Consider the following 13,755-nt stretch of genomic DNA (forward strand, 5'->3'; position numbering starts at 1 on the left):
GCGGTGCTCCACGAGCGCTGTGGCGGTGTGCTGGACGGGCGCGGGCAGGGTGTTCGGCGCGGGCTTGGGACCAGTCGATCGCCTCGGAGGACGCCCTTTTCCGGGCCTCCCCAGGTGCCCTGTAGCGCCATCGCCGTCCGGGCGTTCGCTGAGAAGCGCGCCCCGTCCGGCACGGCCGCTGGTGCCGGTCGCGTCGGCCGCTTCCCTCCCTCACAGTCCGTGTCCGACTTTCAGGAGCAGTGACCAGCCATGAACGCGCACAAACCCGTCCGCCGCGTGGCCATCGTCGGGACCGGCACGATCGGTGCCAGCTGGGCGACGCACTATCTCGTCCGCGGCTTCGACGTCACGGCGACCGACCCCTCCCCCACCGCGGAGACGGCCCTGCGGTCGTACGTGCAGGCCGCCTGGGACGCGGCGGCCTCGACCGGGCTCGCGCCCGACGCCTCCCCCGAGCGTCTGAGCTTCACCCCGGACCTGCGGCGGGCCGTCGCCGACGCCGACTTCGTACAGGAGAACGCGCCGGAGCGACCGGACCTCAAGGTCAAGCTGTTCACCGACATCGACGACGCCACGCCGCCCGACGCCATCATCGCGTCCAGTTCGTCGGGCATCACGATGAGCATCATCCAGGCCGAGTGCCGGCGTCCGGAGCGCACCGTCATCGGTCATCCCTTCAACCCGCCGCACATCGTCCCGCTGGTCGAGGTCGTCGGCGGGACGAGGACCGCCCCGGAGACGGTCCAGGACGCGATGTCGTTCTACGCCGCGATCGGCAAGAAGCCGATCCACCTCAAGAAGGAGCTCCCCGGGCACGTCGCCAACCGGATCCAGGCCGCGCTGTACCGCGAGGTCGTGTACCTGGTCCAAGAGGGAGTGCTCGACGTGGCGGACTCCGACGACGCGGTGTCCTGGGGGCCCGGGCTCAGATGGGGCGTCATGGGCCCCCATCTGCTGTGGCATCTCGGCGGAGGCGAGGGCGGCATCCAGCACTTCATGGACACCCTCATGCCCCGGATGGTCGCGTCCTGGCACGAACTGGGCACCCCCGAGTTCACGCCCGAACTCAAGCAGAAGATCGAGGCCGGCGTCCTGGAGGAGGCCGACGGCCACTCGGTCGACGAACTGGCCGCCCGGCGCGACGCGATGCTCTCGGCCCTGCTGAGGGTGCGCGCACAGCACGACCCGTCCGGCCCGCCGAGTCCCGCGGCCGATCGCCCGGTGAAGGAGGGATCGTGACGCAGCACCAGGAAAGACTTTTCGTTCTGGAGGCCAGCAGCGGCGGTCGTCTGTTCTCCGTGAACCCCGACGGCACCGACAAGAAGGTCCTCGTCACCGGATGCAGGATCCCCGACGGCATTGCCGTCGATGCCGCGGCCGGACACATCTACTGGACCAACATGGGCCTGCCGCCGGAGAACGACGGCTCGATCGAACGCGCCGGACTCGACGGGGACGACCGCACCACGATCGTCCCCAGCGGCGCCACGCACACGCCGAAACAGCTCCACTTCGACGCCACGGGCCGGAAGCTGTACTGGGGCGATCGCGAAGGCATGCGCGTGATGCGCTGCGACCTCGACGGCTCGAACATCGAGACCCTCGTGCAGACGGGACAGGGAGCGGACGACCGCCGCGACGAGACCAGATGGTGCGTGGGAGTCACTGTCGACCCGGTCGGCCGACACCTCTACTGGACTCAGAAGGGCCCGAGCGACGCGGGACTCGGAAAGATCCTGCGTGCCGGACTCGACCTTCCCGCCGGAGAGAACCCGGACAGCCGCGGCGACATCGAGGTGCTGTTCGACGGACTGCCGGAGCCGATCGACCTGGAACTCGACCTCACGGAGCGCATGCTGTACTGGACGGACCGCGGGGATCCACCGCAGGGCAACACCGTGAACCGCTCACCGATGGACCCACCCGAGGGGCAGCGAACCCCGGAGATCCTGGTGACCCACCTCATGGAAGGCATCGGCATCGCCCTCGATCCGGACGGGGACAGCATGTACGTGACCGACCTGGCCGGCAACGTCTACGCGGCCGGTCTCGACGGATCGAACCCCAGGGAGATCCTCATCCTGCAAGGCAACCTCACCGGCATCGCCCGGGCCGTGCTGTCGGCCTGAACAACGGTCCAGGTCGGTCCCTGGGCCCGAGCGAGCGAGGGTCAGAACTGCTCGACGAAGTACGGTTCCACAGTCATCCAGCCGTTGCCCGCAGCACCGTTCAGCCGACCCGTGGAGTTCTTCGACAAGGTGTACCAGGACTCCACGTAGTCGGGGTCGTCGGTGAACCAGGAGTCGGGCATCGCACTCAGCAGCGCGTTCACCAACGGGATGTAGGTCCCCTGGTCGGTCACGGTGAGCAGGGCCGTAGTGAGCGCCTGGGCCAACGCCTTGTAGTTGGTGCCGTCGTCGTCCTCCATCATGACGACGTCGGCAAGGTTGTATTTGTAGTTCGACCAGTTGACCAGGATCTGGTTCGGGTAGTAGACGGTGTTGTCGTAGTCCAGGTACGGCATGTCGACCGAGTCGACGCGCGCTTTGCCGTCCAGCCCGAAGCCGGTCACCAGGGAGAACATCTCGGCGGCGCCCTTGAACCAGGGTTCCTCGTCGTCCTTCACCTCGACGGCCGTGACCTTGGTGGCCCACCAGCCGGCCGCGTCGGAAGTGCTCGCGGGCTTGTCCGACAGGGAGTTGAGGCCCTTGTCGACGAGCGCGTTCCGCAGCACTGTCATACCGGCCCGATGGGCCTTGGACACATCGATGTCCAGGACGTAGAGGGGGCGCTCGGGTACTCGGGTGGCGTCCACAGTGTGACGGCGGCCCTGGCTGTCGTAGGCCGTGATGGTCCTGGCGTGGTCGTCGGCTGCCGCGACGGCGACCCACGGGGTGGCGTGCGTACTCAGACGCGAGCGCATGGAGGGCGCGCCCAGGCGTATGCGCAGCAGCGATCCGGTCGACGCCGGGAGCCCCTTCAGGGCCGCGATACGTCGGTCCGCGGCGGAGACCGAGGCCTGCAGCTGCTTCCCCGCCGGGGCGGCGGCCTTGCCGGCCAGGGCCTGCAGGTCCATCTCGCGCGTGCCGAGCGCGGCCGTGCGTACCTGCGCCCGCCACTCCGGGTCGCGGAGCGAGGAGGACAGTGACCGCGCGATCCCCTCCTCGACATCGTGGACCGGGGAGTGCCGCAATGTCGTGGCCCGGCCTCCCGCGTTCGCCGCTGTCGAGGCAATCGCCGGCTGGACGGTGCCGCCGATGACGGCGGACAGCATCACGCAGATCAGGGCGCTGCGACGCTTGCTTGTTCTGCTCACCGTGCTCCTTCTGTGATTGATCGCTTGACCCGTACATGACATCTCAGAAAACGGTCCGGTTATGGTGCCGGGACGGGGCCTCGCTCTGCCGCTAGTCGGAGTCGCCGTCGGTCGACCGCTGTCGGGCGCGGCTCAACGAGCTCAACATGATCTTCTCGGTGCTGCGGAGGTATTCTTCGGCCGCCCGCTGCGCTTCCTCACTCCGGCGGTCGACCACAGCGTGCACCACCGGCGCCAGCCTCTTCGAAGCCTCTGCCGCGTCCTCGAACGGCGCCCGCAGGGCTCCCCGAACCGGGAGGTAGGCGTTGAACAGCGTGTTGGTGAGGAGCAGATAGACCCGGTTGCCGGTGGCCCGCGCCAGTTCGCGGTGCACTTCCACGTCGGCGAGCTGGATGGCGTCGGCGTTCGGAGCCTCGGCCACATGTTGCAGCAGTTCTTCCAGGCGCTGGGCTTGTTGCGCCGTGCGCCGGACAGCTGCCCGGCCGGCGATCAGCGTACCGATGTGCCGCCGCACCTCGAAGATCTCCCTCAGCCACGCGGAGTCCTGCGCGGCCAGCATCGGGAGCAGTTCGGCACCGCCGAGCCTCAGGTAGTCCAGGATGCGGGTACCGATGCCGTGCCGGGTACTCAGCAGCCCTGCTTGCTCCAACCGGGTCAGAGCGTGCTTCAAGGTCGTGCGTGTGACACCGTACCCGGCAGCCAACTCCCGTTCCGGCGGCAACAGGGAACCGGGTTCGTGCGTGCCGTTCAGGATGTCTTCACGCAGCCGGGCCTCGAGCAGGTCGACCACGGATCGGCGAGGAATGCTTTCGACGGCCACGGAGGATCTCCAGAGCTGCAGTCAGTGGTTCGGTGACTCACTGGTTCAGTGGCTCAGCCACGACTTCAGTGAAGCAGCCTCACTGCTGTCCCGTCAATTACCCGACGGCACAAGCGAGTTGTGAGCGCCACACGGTGACGCCGGTTCATGTCAGTGCCCTGGCGTCCAGCGGTATGCGGGCGGGCCGGTATACGGGAAACCGACGGGGTCCCGCGATCCGGTACCCGGGCAAAAAACAAAGGCAAGGAGGTCACCCACTCCTTGCCACTCTTAACTTATAGCGCACTGGGGGGCTTGCGGCAAGGCCCCGGTCGTACCGCAGAATCTCCGGCCGAGGCCGGAATCTGCGGAAATGAGGGTCACCAAATGCGTGTGGTGTTGTCCACTTACGGGTCGCGCGGGGATGTCGAACCGATGGTGGCACTCGCGATGGCATTGCGGGCACTCGGCGCGGAGGTGCGGGTCTGCGCGCCGGCCGACGAGGAGTTCGCGGAGCGGTTGGCCGGTGTCGGCGTGCCGATGGTGCCGGTCGGCCCGTCGGCGCGCGCGCTGACGACCGGGGCGCCGCCGCCGTCGTCGGCGAACCTGCCACAGCGCGCGGCCATGGTGATCGCCGGCCAGGTCGACGCGGTCGCCGCCGCGGCCGAGGGATGCGATGTGTTGGTGGCGACCGGCATGATGCCTGCCGCGGCCGGCGCGCTGTCGGTCGCCGAGAAACTGGGCATCCGCTCCGTGTCCGTGACCTTCCAGCAGCTCACCGTGCCGTCGCCGCACCACCCGCCGCTGGCGTATCCGGGCCGGCCGTTGCCGCCGGAGGTCACCGACAACCGGGTGCTGTGGGACCTGGACGCCCAGAGCATCGACATGCTGTTCGGTGCGGCCCTCAACACGAACCGGGCGTCGATCGGCCTGCCGCCGGTGGACAACGTCCGCGACTACGTGATCGGGAAGCAGCCGTGGGTGGCGACGGACCCGGCCCTGGACCCGTTGCACGAGAGGCCGGACCTCCATGTCGTCCAGACCGGCGCGTGGATCCTGCCCGACCCACGCCCGCTCCCAGCCGAGTTGGCGGAGTTCCTGGAGGCTGGTGCACCCCCGGTGTACGTGGGCTTCGGGAGCATGCCCATGCGCACATCGACGGACGCCGCCCAGGTGGCCATCGAGGCGGTCCGCGCGCAGGGCAGGCGCGTACTCGTCTCCCGCGGCTGGGCCGACCTGGCCCTGATCGACGGCCAGGACGACTGCTTCACCGTGGGCGAGGCCAACCACCAGGCACTGTTCGGCCGGGTGGCCGCCGTCGTGCACCACGGCGGGGCGGGTACGACGACGACGGCCGCCCGGGCCGGAACGCCTCAGGTGGTGGTACCCCAGCTGGCGGACCAGCCCTACTGGGCCCGCCGGGTGGCCGACCTGGGCATCGGGGCGGCCCACGACGGTCCGACTCCGACGTTCGAATCCCTGTCGGCCGCGCTCGAAGCGGCCCTGGCCCCTGAGACCAGCGCCCGCGCACAAGCCGTAGCCGGCACGGTCCGCTCCGACGGGGCGGAAGCGGCCGCGAAGCTGCTGCTCGAAACAGTCGGCTGAGAGAGGCCGCCCGTGCCCGCTCGAACCACGCGGGATCACCGGGCCAGGACCCACGAAAGCCCCCCACACCCTGGCGACCTGAACCGAGCGGAGGGCTGCCCCGGCATGGGCAGCAGCCTCGGCACGCCGGTCCGGACGCCTTGCCGCTCGCCCTGGCCGCAAGCGACCCCACAACGGAGCTGATGACGTGAACCCCCTGACCACCAGCGCGTTCGACCTGCCCGACCGCCTCTCCTCCAAAGCCGACCCGAAGCTGATCGCCGACGATGAGCAGCACTTCACGGCCATCGCGGAGTGCCTCGAACAATCGATCGCCGAGCTGTCCGACCGCCTCGAAGCCGAGCGAAGGGCGCCCGGCGGCACGGGCCGGCAGGCGATGGACCGGGACGCGGAGATCCACCGGCTGACCGCTCGCCTGCGCACCCTGCGTCGCTTCGGTCTGGACCTGTGTCTCGGACATATGGTCGGCGCGGACAACTCCGAGCCCGTGTACGTCGGACGACTCGGCCTCACCGACAGCGCGGGGCGCCGGCTGCTGATCGACTGGCGCTCCCCCGCCGCCGAGCCGTTCTTCGGAGCCACCCACGCCAACCCGATGGGTCTGGCAAGCCGCCGCAGGTATCGCTGGACCGGCGGCCGGATCAGCGACTACTGGGACGAGGTGTTCGCCTCGGACGGGTTTGCCGGGCATGCCGCGCTCGACGACCAGTCCGCCTTCATCGCCAGCCTGGGCGGCGACCGGTCGCCACGGATGCGAGACGTGCTCGGCACCATCCAGGCCGACCAGGACGCCATCATCCGCGCCGGATCCCGCGGCGCTCTCGTCGTGGACGGCGGTCCCGGTACGGGGAAGACCGTCGTCGCTCTGCACCGCTCGGCCTATCTCCTCTACTCCGACCCTCGCCTCGGTCACCGGCGTGGCGGCGTGCTGTTCGTCGGTCCGCACCGGCCCTACCTGGCCTATGTCGCCGACGTCCTCCCCAGCCTCGGCGAGGAGGGCGTGCAGACCTGCATCCTGCGGGACCTGGTCGCCGAAGGAGCCGATGCGGCGATCGAGGCCGACCCGGACGTGGTCCTGCTGAAGTCCACCGCGAACATGGTGAAGGCGATCGAGGCGGCCGTCAGGTTCTATGAGGAACCGCCCGCGAAGGGCATGACGGTCACGACCCACTGGTCGGACATCTGGCTGAGCGCCGACGACTGGGCCGCGGCGTTCGAAGCGGCGGATCCCGGTACCCCGCACAACGAGGCGCGCGACCAGATCTGGGAGGAGCTGCTCACGATCCTGGTGGACAAGCACGACGGCGACGCCCCGGCCGACCAACTCCGCAAGTCGCTGCGGCAGAACAGGGAGTTGCTCACGGCCTTCAACCGCGCGTGGCCGATGCTGGAAGCGGCCGATCTTGTCGGAGACCTGTGGTCGGTGCCCGCCTACCTGCGGATGTGCGCTCCCTGGCTCGGCCCCGACGACGTTCGGAAGTTGCGGCGCGAGGACGCCGGGGCCTGGACGGTGTCCGACCTGCCGCTCCTGGACGCGGCACGGCAGCGGCTCGGCGACCCGGAGGCGGCCCGGCGCAAGCAGCGGCACGAGGCCGTCCTCGCCGCCCAGCGCGAACGCATGGCGCAGGTCGTGGACAACCTGATCGAGGCCGCATCCGACTCCGGCGCCGACGGTGACGACGGCGAAGGCCTGGTGAGGATGCTGCGCGGCCAGGACGCCCAGGTCAGCCTGGTCGACGAGTCCGAACTGCCCACCACCGACCCGGACCTGCTCGCCGGCCCGTTCGCGCACATCGTCGTGGACGAGGCCCAGGAACTGACCGACGCGGAGTGGCAGATGCTGCTGCTCCGGTGCCCGTCCCGGAGCTTCACCATCGTCGGGGACCGTGCCCAGGCCAGGCACGGGTTCAGGGAGTCGTGGCGGGAACGGCTGGAGCGGATCGGGTTCGACCGGATCGACCTGGCGTCCCTGAGCATCAACTACCGGACGCCGGAAGAGATCATGGCGGAGGCCGAGCCGGTCATCCGGGCCGTGCTCCCGGACGCCAACGTGCCGGCCTCCATCCGCAGCAGCGACATCCCCGTCGTACACGGATCCGCTTCCGATCTGAGCTCGATCCTCGACACCTGGCTCGACGCGTATGCCGACGGGATCGCGTGCGTCATCGGCGACCCCGCATTCCGGACGACGTCCCGCGTCCGGTCGCTGACCCCGGAGCTGTCGAAGGGGCTCGAGTTCGACCTGGTCGTCCTGGTCGACCCGGAGGAGTTCGGCACGGGCATCGAAGGAGCGGTGGACCGCTATGTCGCGATGACCCGAGCGACCCGGCAACTCGTCATCCTCACGAGTTCCTGACGTCGGCCGAAGGAGCCGTTTCTTGCCGCGTCCATGTGCGGTTCATATGCCATATTCCGCACATAGCCGCAACGAAAGGCATGTCATGAAGATCGCAGTCATCGGCGGTACCGGGCTGATCGGGTCTCAGGTCGTCGAGAACCTGAACGCCGCCGGGCACGAGGCGGTACCGCACTCGAAGTCCACCGGAGTCGACATCATCAGCGGCCGGGGACTGGACGAGGCGGTGGCGGGAGCCGACGTCGTCGTCAACCTGACGAACTCCCCGACCTTCGACGAAGCCTCCCCGGCCTTCTTCCAGACCTCGATGGACAACCTTCTGGCCTCGGCCCACAAGGGCGGCGTCGGCCACTTCGTCATCCTCTCGATCGTGGGCGTGGACCAGGTGCCGGAGCTGGACTACTACCGGGCCAAGGTGCTCCAGGAGAAGATCCTCGCCGCCGGGCCGATCCCCTACTCGATCGTTCGGGCGACGCAGTTCATGGAGTTCATGGACGCCGTGCTGTCCTGGACCGCCGAGGGCGACACCGTCCGGCTGCCCGCCACGCCGATCCAGCCGATCGCCGCCAAGGACGTGGCGAACGCGGTGGCGGAGGTCGCCGCCGGTGCCCCGCTGAACGGCATACGCAACATCGCCGGCCCCGAAACCTTCACCCTGGACGAGCTGGGCCGGATCACCCTGACCCACAAGGGCGACGACCGTACCGTCGTCACCGACCCCACCGCCGGCATGTTCGCCGCCGTCAAGGGCGACGTCCTCACCGACAAGAACGCCCACCTCGCCCCCACCCGCTACAGCGACTGGCTCTCCTGAAAGACCCGCTCGTTCACCCGCCCCAGAGCGTGACGTACACCGGGGGCCGGAACCGGGAGGGCGGGACGCCCGCGCCGGGCGCGCGCATGATGCGGGTCGCTGCGGGAGTGTGCAGGAAGTGCAGGAACACGTCGGCGGCCGGGGAGCGGTGCTCGGGCCGCAGGACGGTGGCGTGCCAGGTGGCGTCCGCCGGCGTGACCGGGGTCTCCAGCATGCGCAGCTCGTCGCGCCGTATGCGGGGCGACACCAGATGGGCGAGCGCCGGCGCCACCCCCGCGCCCTCGGCCGCGGCCGCCCAGGTGGCGGCCTGGTTGGGAAACACCCACACGTGCCCCTCGGCCACGCCGAGCCGACGCAGCAGCCGCCCGGAGTCCGCCTCCGGATCGGTGCCGGAGGCATCGACCAGCCACGACCACTGCGGCGGCGGACCGGGCGGCCGCGGTGCCCTGGCGCCGGTCACCACGACCAGTTGGGTGCGGAACAGCGGCTCGCCGACCAGTTCGTCCCCGCGGCCGGCGCCGAGATCCGGCCCGAGCGCCACATCGGCCAGCCGGTTCTCCACCAGCACACGCATCTCCTTGCCGGGGGCCACCCCGAACGAGGTCTCGGTCCTGCGCCCCGCACGGTCGGCGAAGGCCTCCACCAGCGACGGAAGCACGAACTCGGCCAGCGTGCTCGACGCGACCACCCGCAGCTCGTCGGGCGCTCCCCGTGCCGCCCGCACCGCCGTCTCGGCATCCGCGCTCAGCGCGACCATCCGCGACGCGACGGGCAGCAGCCGCGCTCCCGCGGGTGTCAGACGCATCCCACCGCCGCCGGTGCGCCAGATGAGCGGATCGCCGAAGTGGGTGCGCAGCGCGCTGAGCGCCTGCGACACCGCGGACTCGCTCACGCCCAGGGTCCGCGCCGCGGCACCCACCGAACCGAGCCGGGCGACCAGCACGAAGGTGCTGAGCTGCGTGACGGTCACGATCCGATTTTCCTGCGTTTGGAGGGATAAGTGAATGCTTATCCACCCATTGCACGGCCGGTGCGGAAGAGCGCAGCATCACGGCACAGGGGGCAGAGCGTTCCGGGAGGGCCCGATGCAGGTCCCAGCAGCGTTCCAGTACGAGACGGCAGCCAGCGTCGAGCATGCCATCGAGCTGCTCACACGGTACGGCCCCGAGGCCCGGGTGGTGGCGGGCGGACACAGCCTGCTGCCGATGATGAAGCTGCGGCTGGCCCAGCCCGAGGCGCTGATAGACATCAACGGCCTGGGCGAGCTGGCCTTGATCAGGGTGGACGGGCACGATCTGTCGGTCGGAGCGATGGTCCGCCACGCGGAGCTGCTGGCCTCGCCGGTCGTCGGCGAGCACTTCCCGATCCTGCGGGACGCGGAACGGGACATCGCCGATCCGCTCGTACGCAACCGCGGCACCGTGGGCGGCTCGCTGTGCCAGGCCGATCCTTCGGAGGACCTGTCCGCGGCGTTCTCGGCGCTGCGGGCCACCCTTGTCGCCCAAGGCCCTGGTGGCAGGCGCACCATCGGGATCAGGGACTTTTTCCTCGGCCCGTACGAGACCGCGCTGGACGAGGCGGAGCTGCTGGTGGAGATCCGGGTGCCCATCCGTTCGCACGCCAGCGCCTACCGCAAGGTCGAGCGCCGGGCCGGCGACTGGGCGGTCGTCGCCGCGGGAGCGGTGCTGGAGATCTCCGACGGGGTCATCACCGAGGCCGGCATCGGGCTGACCGCGGTGGGCGCCCCACGGTTCGTGGCCGAGCAGGCCGAGGACTTCCTGCGCGGCGGACGGCCGGACGACGAGGGCTTCGCCGAGGCGGGCCGGATCGCCTCGCAGGAGTGCCGGCCGGCGGCCGACCAGCGCGGCCCGGCCGACTACAAGCGGCACCTGGCCGGGGAGCTCACCACACGGGCGCTGCGCGCCGCCGCCGCCCGCGCCCAGGGGCAGGAGGCGTGACATGCGGATCACCGTGACCGTGAACGACGAGCAGTACACGAGGGACGTGGAGCCCAGGCTGCTGCTCGTGCACTTCCTGCGCGACGAACTCGGGCTCACCGGCACCCACTGGGGCTGCGACACCTCCAACTGCGGGGTGTGCGCCGTATGGCTGGACGGCATGCCGGTGAAGTCCTGCACCGTGCTCGCGGTGATGGCCGACGGCCATGAGGTGCGGACCGTCGAGGGCTTGGCGCACGGGGCCGAACTCGACCCGGTGCAGCAGGGATTCGTCGCCTGCCATGGGCTGCAGTGCGGCTTCTGCACGCCGGGGATGATGATGACCGCCCGCTGGCTGCTCGACCACGACGCGGATCCGTCCGAGGAAGACATCCGCGAGGCGATCTCCGGACAGGTGTGCCGTTGCACCGGTTACGAGAACATCGTGCGCTCCGTCCGCTGGGCCGCCGAGCACGGAGGCGGGACGCGGACCGCGGACACGGGCACGGCCGCCGAGCCGGCGCCCGACCGCGAGGAGGTGCGGGCATGACGACCACCGAGGAACGGCCGGTCGGCTTCGGGCGGATGCCCCGCAAGGAGGACGCGCGGTTCGTCCGGGGTCACGGGACCTACGTCGACGACGTGCGGCTGCCCGGGATGCTGTACGGGGCCATCCTGCGCAGCCCGCTGGCGCACGCCCGGATCCTGTCCGTCGACACCAGCGCGGCCGAGGCGCACCCGAAGGTCAGAGCCGTGGTCACCGGGGAGACCCTGGCAGGTCTCGGGCTGGCCTGGATGCCCACGCTCTCGCACGACACCCAGGCGGTGCTCGCCACCGACAAGGTGCGCTTCCAGGGCCAGGAGGTCGCCTTCGTCGTCGCCGAGGACCGTTACGCCGCCCGGGACGCCCTTGAGCTGATCGACGTGGAGTACGAGCCGCTGCCACCGGTCGTCGACGCCCGCCGGGCGCTCGACCCGGACGCGCCGGTGATCCGCGACGACAAGGAACAGCAGAACGACAACCACATCTTCGACTGGTCGGCGGGCGACAAGGAGCGCACCGACGAGGTCTTCGCGGCCGCCGACGTCGTGGTGGAGCAGGACATGCTGTACCCGCGGGTGCACCCGGCGCCACTGGAGACCTGCGGCACCGTGGCGGACATGGACGCCATCACCGGGAAGCTGACGGTGTGGTCCACCACCCAGGCCCCGCACGCCCACCGCACCCTCTACGCGATGGTGGCCGGCATCCCGGAGCACAAGATCCGGATCATCTCCCCGGACATCGGCGGCGGCTTCGGCAACAAGGTCGGCATCTACCCCGGTTACGTGTGCGCGGTCGTCGGCTCGATCATCACCGGCAAGCCGGTCAAGTGGGTGGAGGACCGCTCGGAGAACCTGATGAGTACCTCCTTCGCCCGCGACTACCACATGCACGGGGAGATCGCGGCGACAAGGGACGGGAAGATCCAGGCCCTGCGGGTCCATGTGATCGCCGACCACGGCGCCTTCAACGCGACCGCACAGCCGTCCCGCTTCCCCGCGGGCTTCTTCGGCGTCTTCACCGGCTCCTACGACCTGGCCGCCGCGCACTGCACCGTGACCGGCGTCTACACGAACAAGGCGCCCGGCGGTGTCGCCTACGCCTGTTCGTTCCGCGTCACCGAGGCCGTGTACCTGGTCGAGCGGATGGTCGACCTGCTCGCGGCCGAGCTCGGCCAGGACCCGGCCGAGCTGCGGATGCGCAATCTGCTGCGGCCGGGACAGTTCCCGTACCGGACGCGGACCGGGTGGGAGTACGACTCCGGCGACTACCCGCGGGCCCTGCGGCTGGCGATGGACATGGCGCACTACGAGGACCTGCGCCGGGAACAGGCCGAGAAGCGCGAGCGCGGCGAGCTGATGGGCATCGGGGTCAGCTTCTTCACCGAGGCCGTCGGAGCGGGCCCGCGAGGGCACATGGACATCCTCGGGCTGGGCATGGCCGACGGTGCCGAACTGCGGGTTCACCCGACCGGCAAGGCGGTGCTGCGCATCTCCGTACAGACCCAGGGCCAGGGTCACGAGACGACCTTCGCGCAGATCGTCGCCGAGGAGTTGGGCATTCCGCCCGAGGACGTCGAGGTGGTGCACGGCGACACCGACCAGACCCCGTTCGGGCTCGGCACGTACGGATCCCGCTCGACACCTGTGTCCGGAGCGGCGGCGGCGCTGGTCTCCCGCAAGGTGCGTGAGCGCGCGAGGCTCGTGGCCTCGGCGATGCTCGAAGTGAACCCGGACGACCTGGAATGGGAGAAGGGCCGCTGGTTCGTCACGGGCGACCCCGATCAGGGCAGGACCATGACCGAGATCGCCCTCGCGGCGCACTCCGACCTGGAGCTGCCCGAGGGCGTCGAGGGCCAGCTGGACGCGACCTGCGTCTACAACCCGCCGAACCTCACCTTCCCCTTCGGTGCCTACATCTGCGTGGCCGACGTGGACGCGGCCACCGGCCAGGTGAAGGTCCGCCGGTTCATCGCGGTGGACGACTGCGGCAACCGGATCAACCCCATGATCGTCGAGGGCCAGGTGCACGGCGGGCTCGCCGACGGTCTCGGCATGGCGCTCATGCAGGTGATCGCCTTCGACGAGGACGGCAACTGCCTCGGCGGCTCGTTCATGGACTATCTCCTGCCCACCTCGGTCGAGTGCCCGTCCTGGGAGCTCGGCGAGACCGTCACCCCCTCCCCGCACCACCCCATCGGCGCCAAGGGCGTCGGCGAGTCCGCGACGGTGGGCTCGCCCGCCGCGGTGGTCAACGCCGTGGTCGACGCGCTGAAGCCGCTCGGCGTACGCCACGTCGACATGCCGCTGACTCCCGCCGCGGTGTGGCGGGCAGCCCAGGGCCGGCCGCTGCGCACCGACCTGGCGATCACCTGAGGCCCCCTC

At 70.1% G+C, this 13,755-nt stretch carries 11 protein-coding genes; 8 read left to right on the forward strand and 3 right to left on the reverse strand.

Going from position 1 to position 13,755, the window contains the following annotated elements:
• The first annotated feature begins 249 nt into the window (after positions 1-249).
• Both ACIPSA_RS31075 and ACIPSA_RS31080 read left to right on the forward strand, forming a co-directional pair.
• The gene (locus ACIPSA_RS31075; RefSeq protein WP_402640268.1) at positions 250-1,239 is read left to right on the forward strand and encodes a 3-hydroxyacyl-CoA dehydrogenase NAD-binding domain-containing protein; all 990 of its coding nucleotides are present in this window, start codon (positions 250-252) and stop codon (positions 1,237-1,239) included.
• Positions 1,236-2,129, forward strand: coding sequence for a 3-hydroxyacyl-CoA dehydrogenase (locus ACIPSA_RS31080; RefSeq protein WP_402640270.1), 894 nt, complete (start codon positions 1,236-1,238; stop codon positions 2,127-2,129). The genes ACIPSA_RS31075 and ACIPSA_RS31080 overlap by 4 nt, the downstream gene beginning before the upstream one ends.
• Positions 2,130-2,170: 41 nt before the next feature.
• Here ACIPSA_RS31080 and ACIPSA_RS31085 read toward each other — a convergent pair whose 3' ends face one another.
• Both ACIPSA_RS31085 and ACIPSA_RS31090 read right to left on the reverse strand, forming a co-directional pair.
• Positions 2,171-3,316 carry a DUF3103 family protein gene (locus ACIPSA_RS31085; RefSeq protein ID WP_402640272.1) on the reverse strand — a complete coding sequence of 382 codons (1,146 nt, stop codon included), beginning with the start codon at positions 3,314-3,316 and terminating at the stop codon, positions 2,171-2,173.
• Positions 3,317-3,407: 91 nt separating this feature from the next.
• Positions 3,408-4,136 carry a FadR/GntR family transcriptional regulator gene (locus ACIPSA_RS31090; RefSeq protein ID WP_402640274.1) on the reverse strand — a complete coding sequence of 243 codons (729 nt, stop codon included), beginning with the start codon at positions 4,134-4,136 and terminating at the stop codon, positions 3,408-3,410.
• 366 nt (positions 4,137-4,502) lie between these two features.
• Between ACIPSA_RS31090 and ACIPSA_RS31095 the strand changes: the two genes are divergently transcribed.
• The 3 genes from ACIPSA_RS31095 to ACIPSA_RS31105 all read left to right on the forward strand — a co-directional run bounded on the left by ACIPSA_RS31095 (position 4,503) and on the right by ACIPSA_RS31105 (position 8,890).
• Entirely contained in the window at positions 4,503-5,720 is a 1,218-nt protein-coding gene (locus ACIPSA_RS31095) for a glycosyltransferase (protein WP_402640276.1), read from the forward strand.
• Between the two features lie 187 nt (positions 5,721-5,907).
• Positions 5,908-8,076, forward strand: a complete 2,169-nt coding sequence (gene helR, locus ACIPSA_RS31100; RefSeq protein ID WP_402640278.1) for an RNA polymerase recycling motor ATPase HelR — start codon at positions 5,908-5,910, stop codon at positions 8,074-8,076.
• Between the two features lie 85 nt (positions 8,077-8,161).
• A complete protein-coding gene (locus ACIPSA_RS31105) occupies positions 8,162-8,890 on the forward strand; it encodes an SDR family oxidoreductase (protein WP_402640280.1) in 729 nt (242 codons plus the stop codon).
• Positions 8,891-8,903: 13 nt separating this feature from the next.
• Here ACIPSA_RS31105 and ACIPSA_RS31110 read toward each other — a convergent pair whose 3' ends face one another.
• Entirely contained in the window at positions 8,904-9,860 is a 957-nt protein-coding gene (locus ACIPSA_RS31110) for a LysR family transcriptional regulator (RefSeq protein WP_402640282.1), read from the reverse strand.
• A gap of 115 nt (positions 9,861-9,975) precedes the next feature.
• Here ACIPSA_RS31110 and ACIPSA_RS31115 point away from each other — a divergent pair, with 115 nt between their 5' ends.
• The 3 genes from ACIPSA_RS31115 to ACIPSA_RS31125 are packed head-to-tail and all read left to right on the forward strand — an operon-like array spanning position 9,976 to position 13,746.
• Positions 9,976-10,848, forward strand: coding sequence for an FAD binding domain-containing protein (locus tag ACIPSA_RS31115; protein WP_402640284.1), 873 nt, complete (start codon positions 9,976-9,978; stop codon positions 10,846-10,848).
• 1 nt (position 10,849) lies between these two features.
• Positions 10,850-11,377, forward strand: a complete 528-nt coding sequence (locus tag ACIPSA_RS31120) for a (2Fe-2S)-binding protein (RefSeq protein ID WP_402640286.1) — start codon at positions 10,850-10,852, stop codon at positions 11,375-11,377.
• The gene (locus ACIPSA_RS31125; RefSeq protein WP_402640288.1) at positions 11,374-13,746 is read left to right on the forward strand and encodes an aerobic carbon-monoxide dehydrogenase large subunit; all 2,373 of its coding nucleotides are present in this window, start codon (positions 11,374-11,376) and stop codon (positions 13,744-13,746) included. The genes ACIPSA_RS31120 and ACIPSA_RS31125 overlap by 4 nt, the downstream gene beginning before the upstream one ends.
• Positions 13,747-13,755: the final 9 nt, after the last annotated feature.

Source organism: Streptomyces sp. NPDC086549 (assembly GCF_044746205.1).
Lineage (GTDB): Bacteria > Actinomycetota > Actinomycetes > Streptomycetales > Streptomycetaceae > Streptomyces.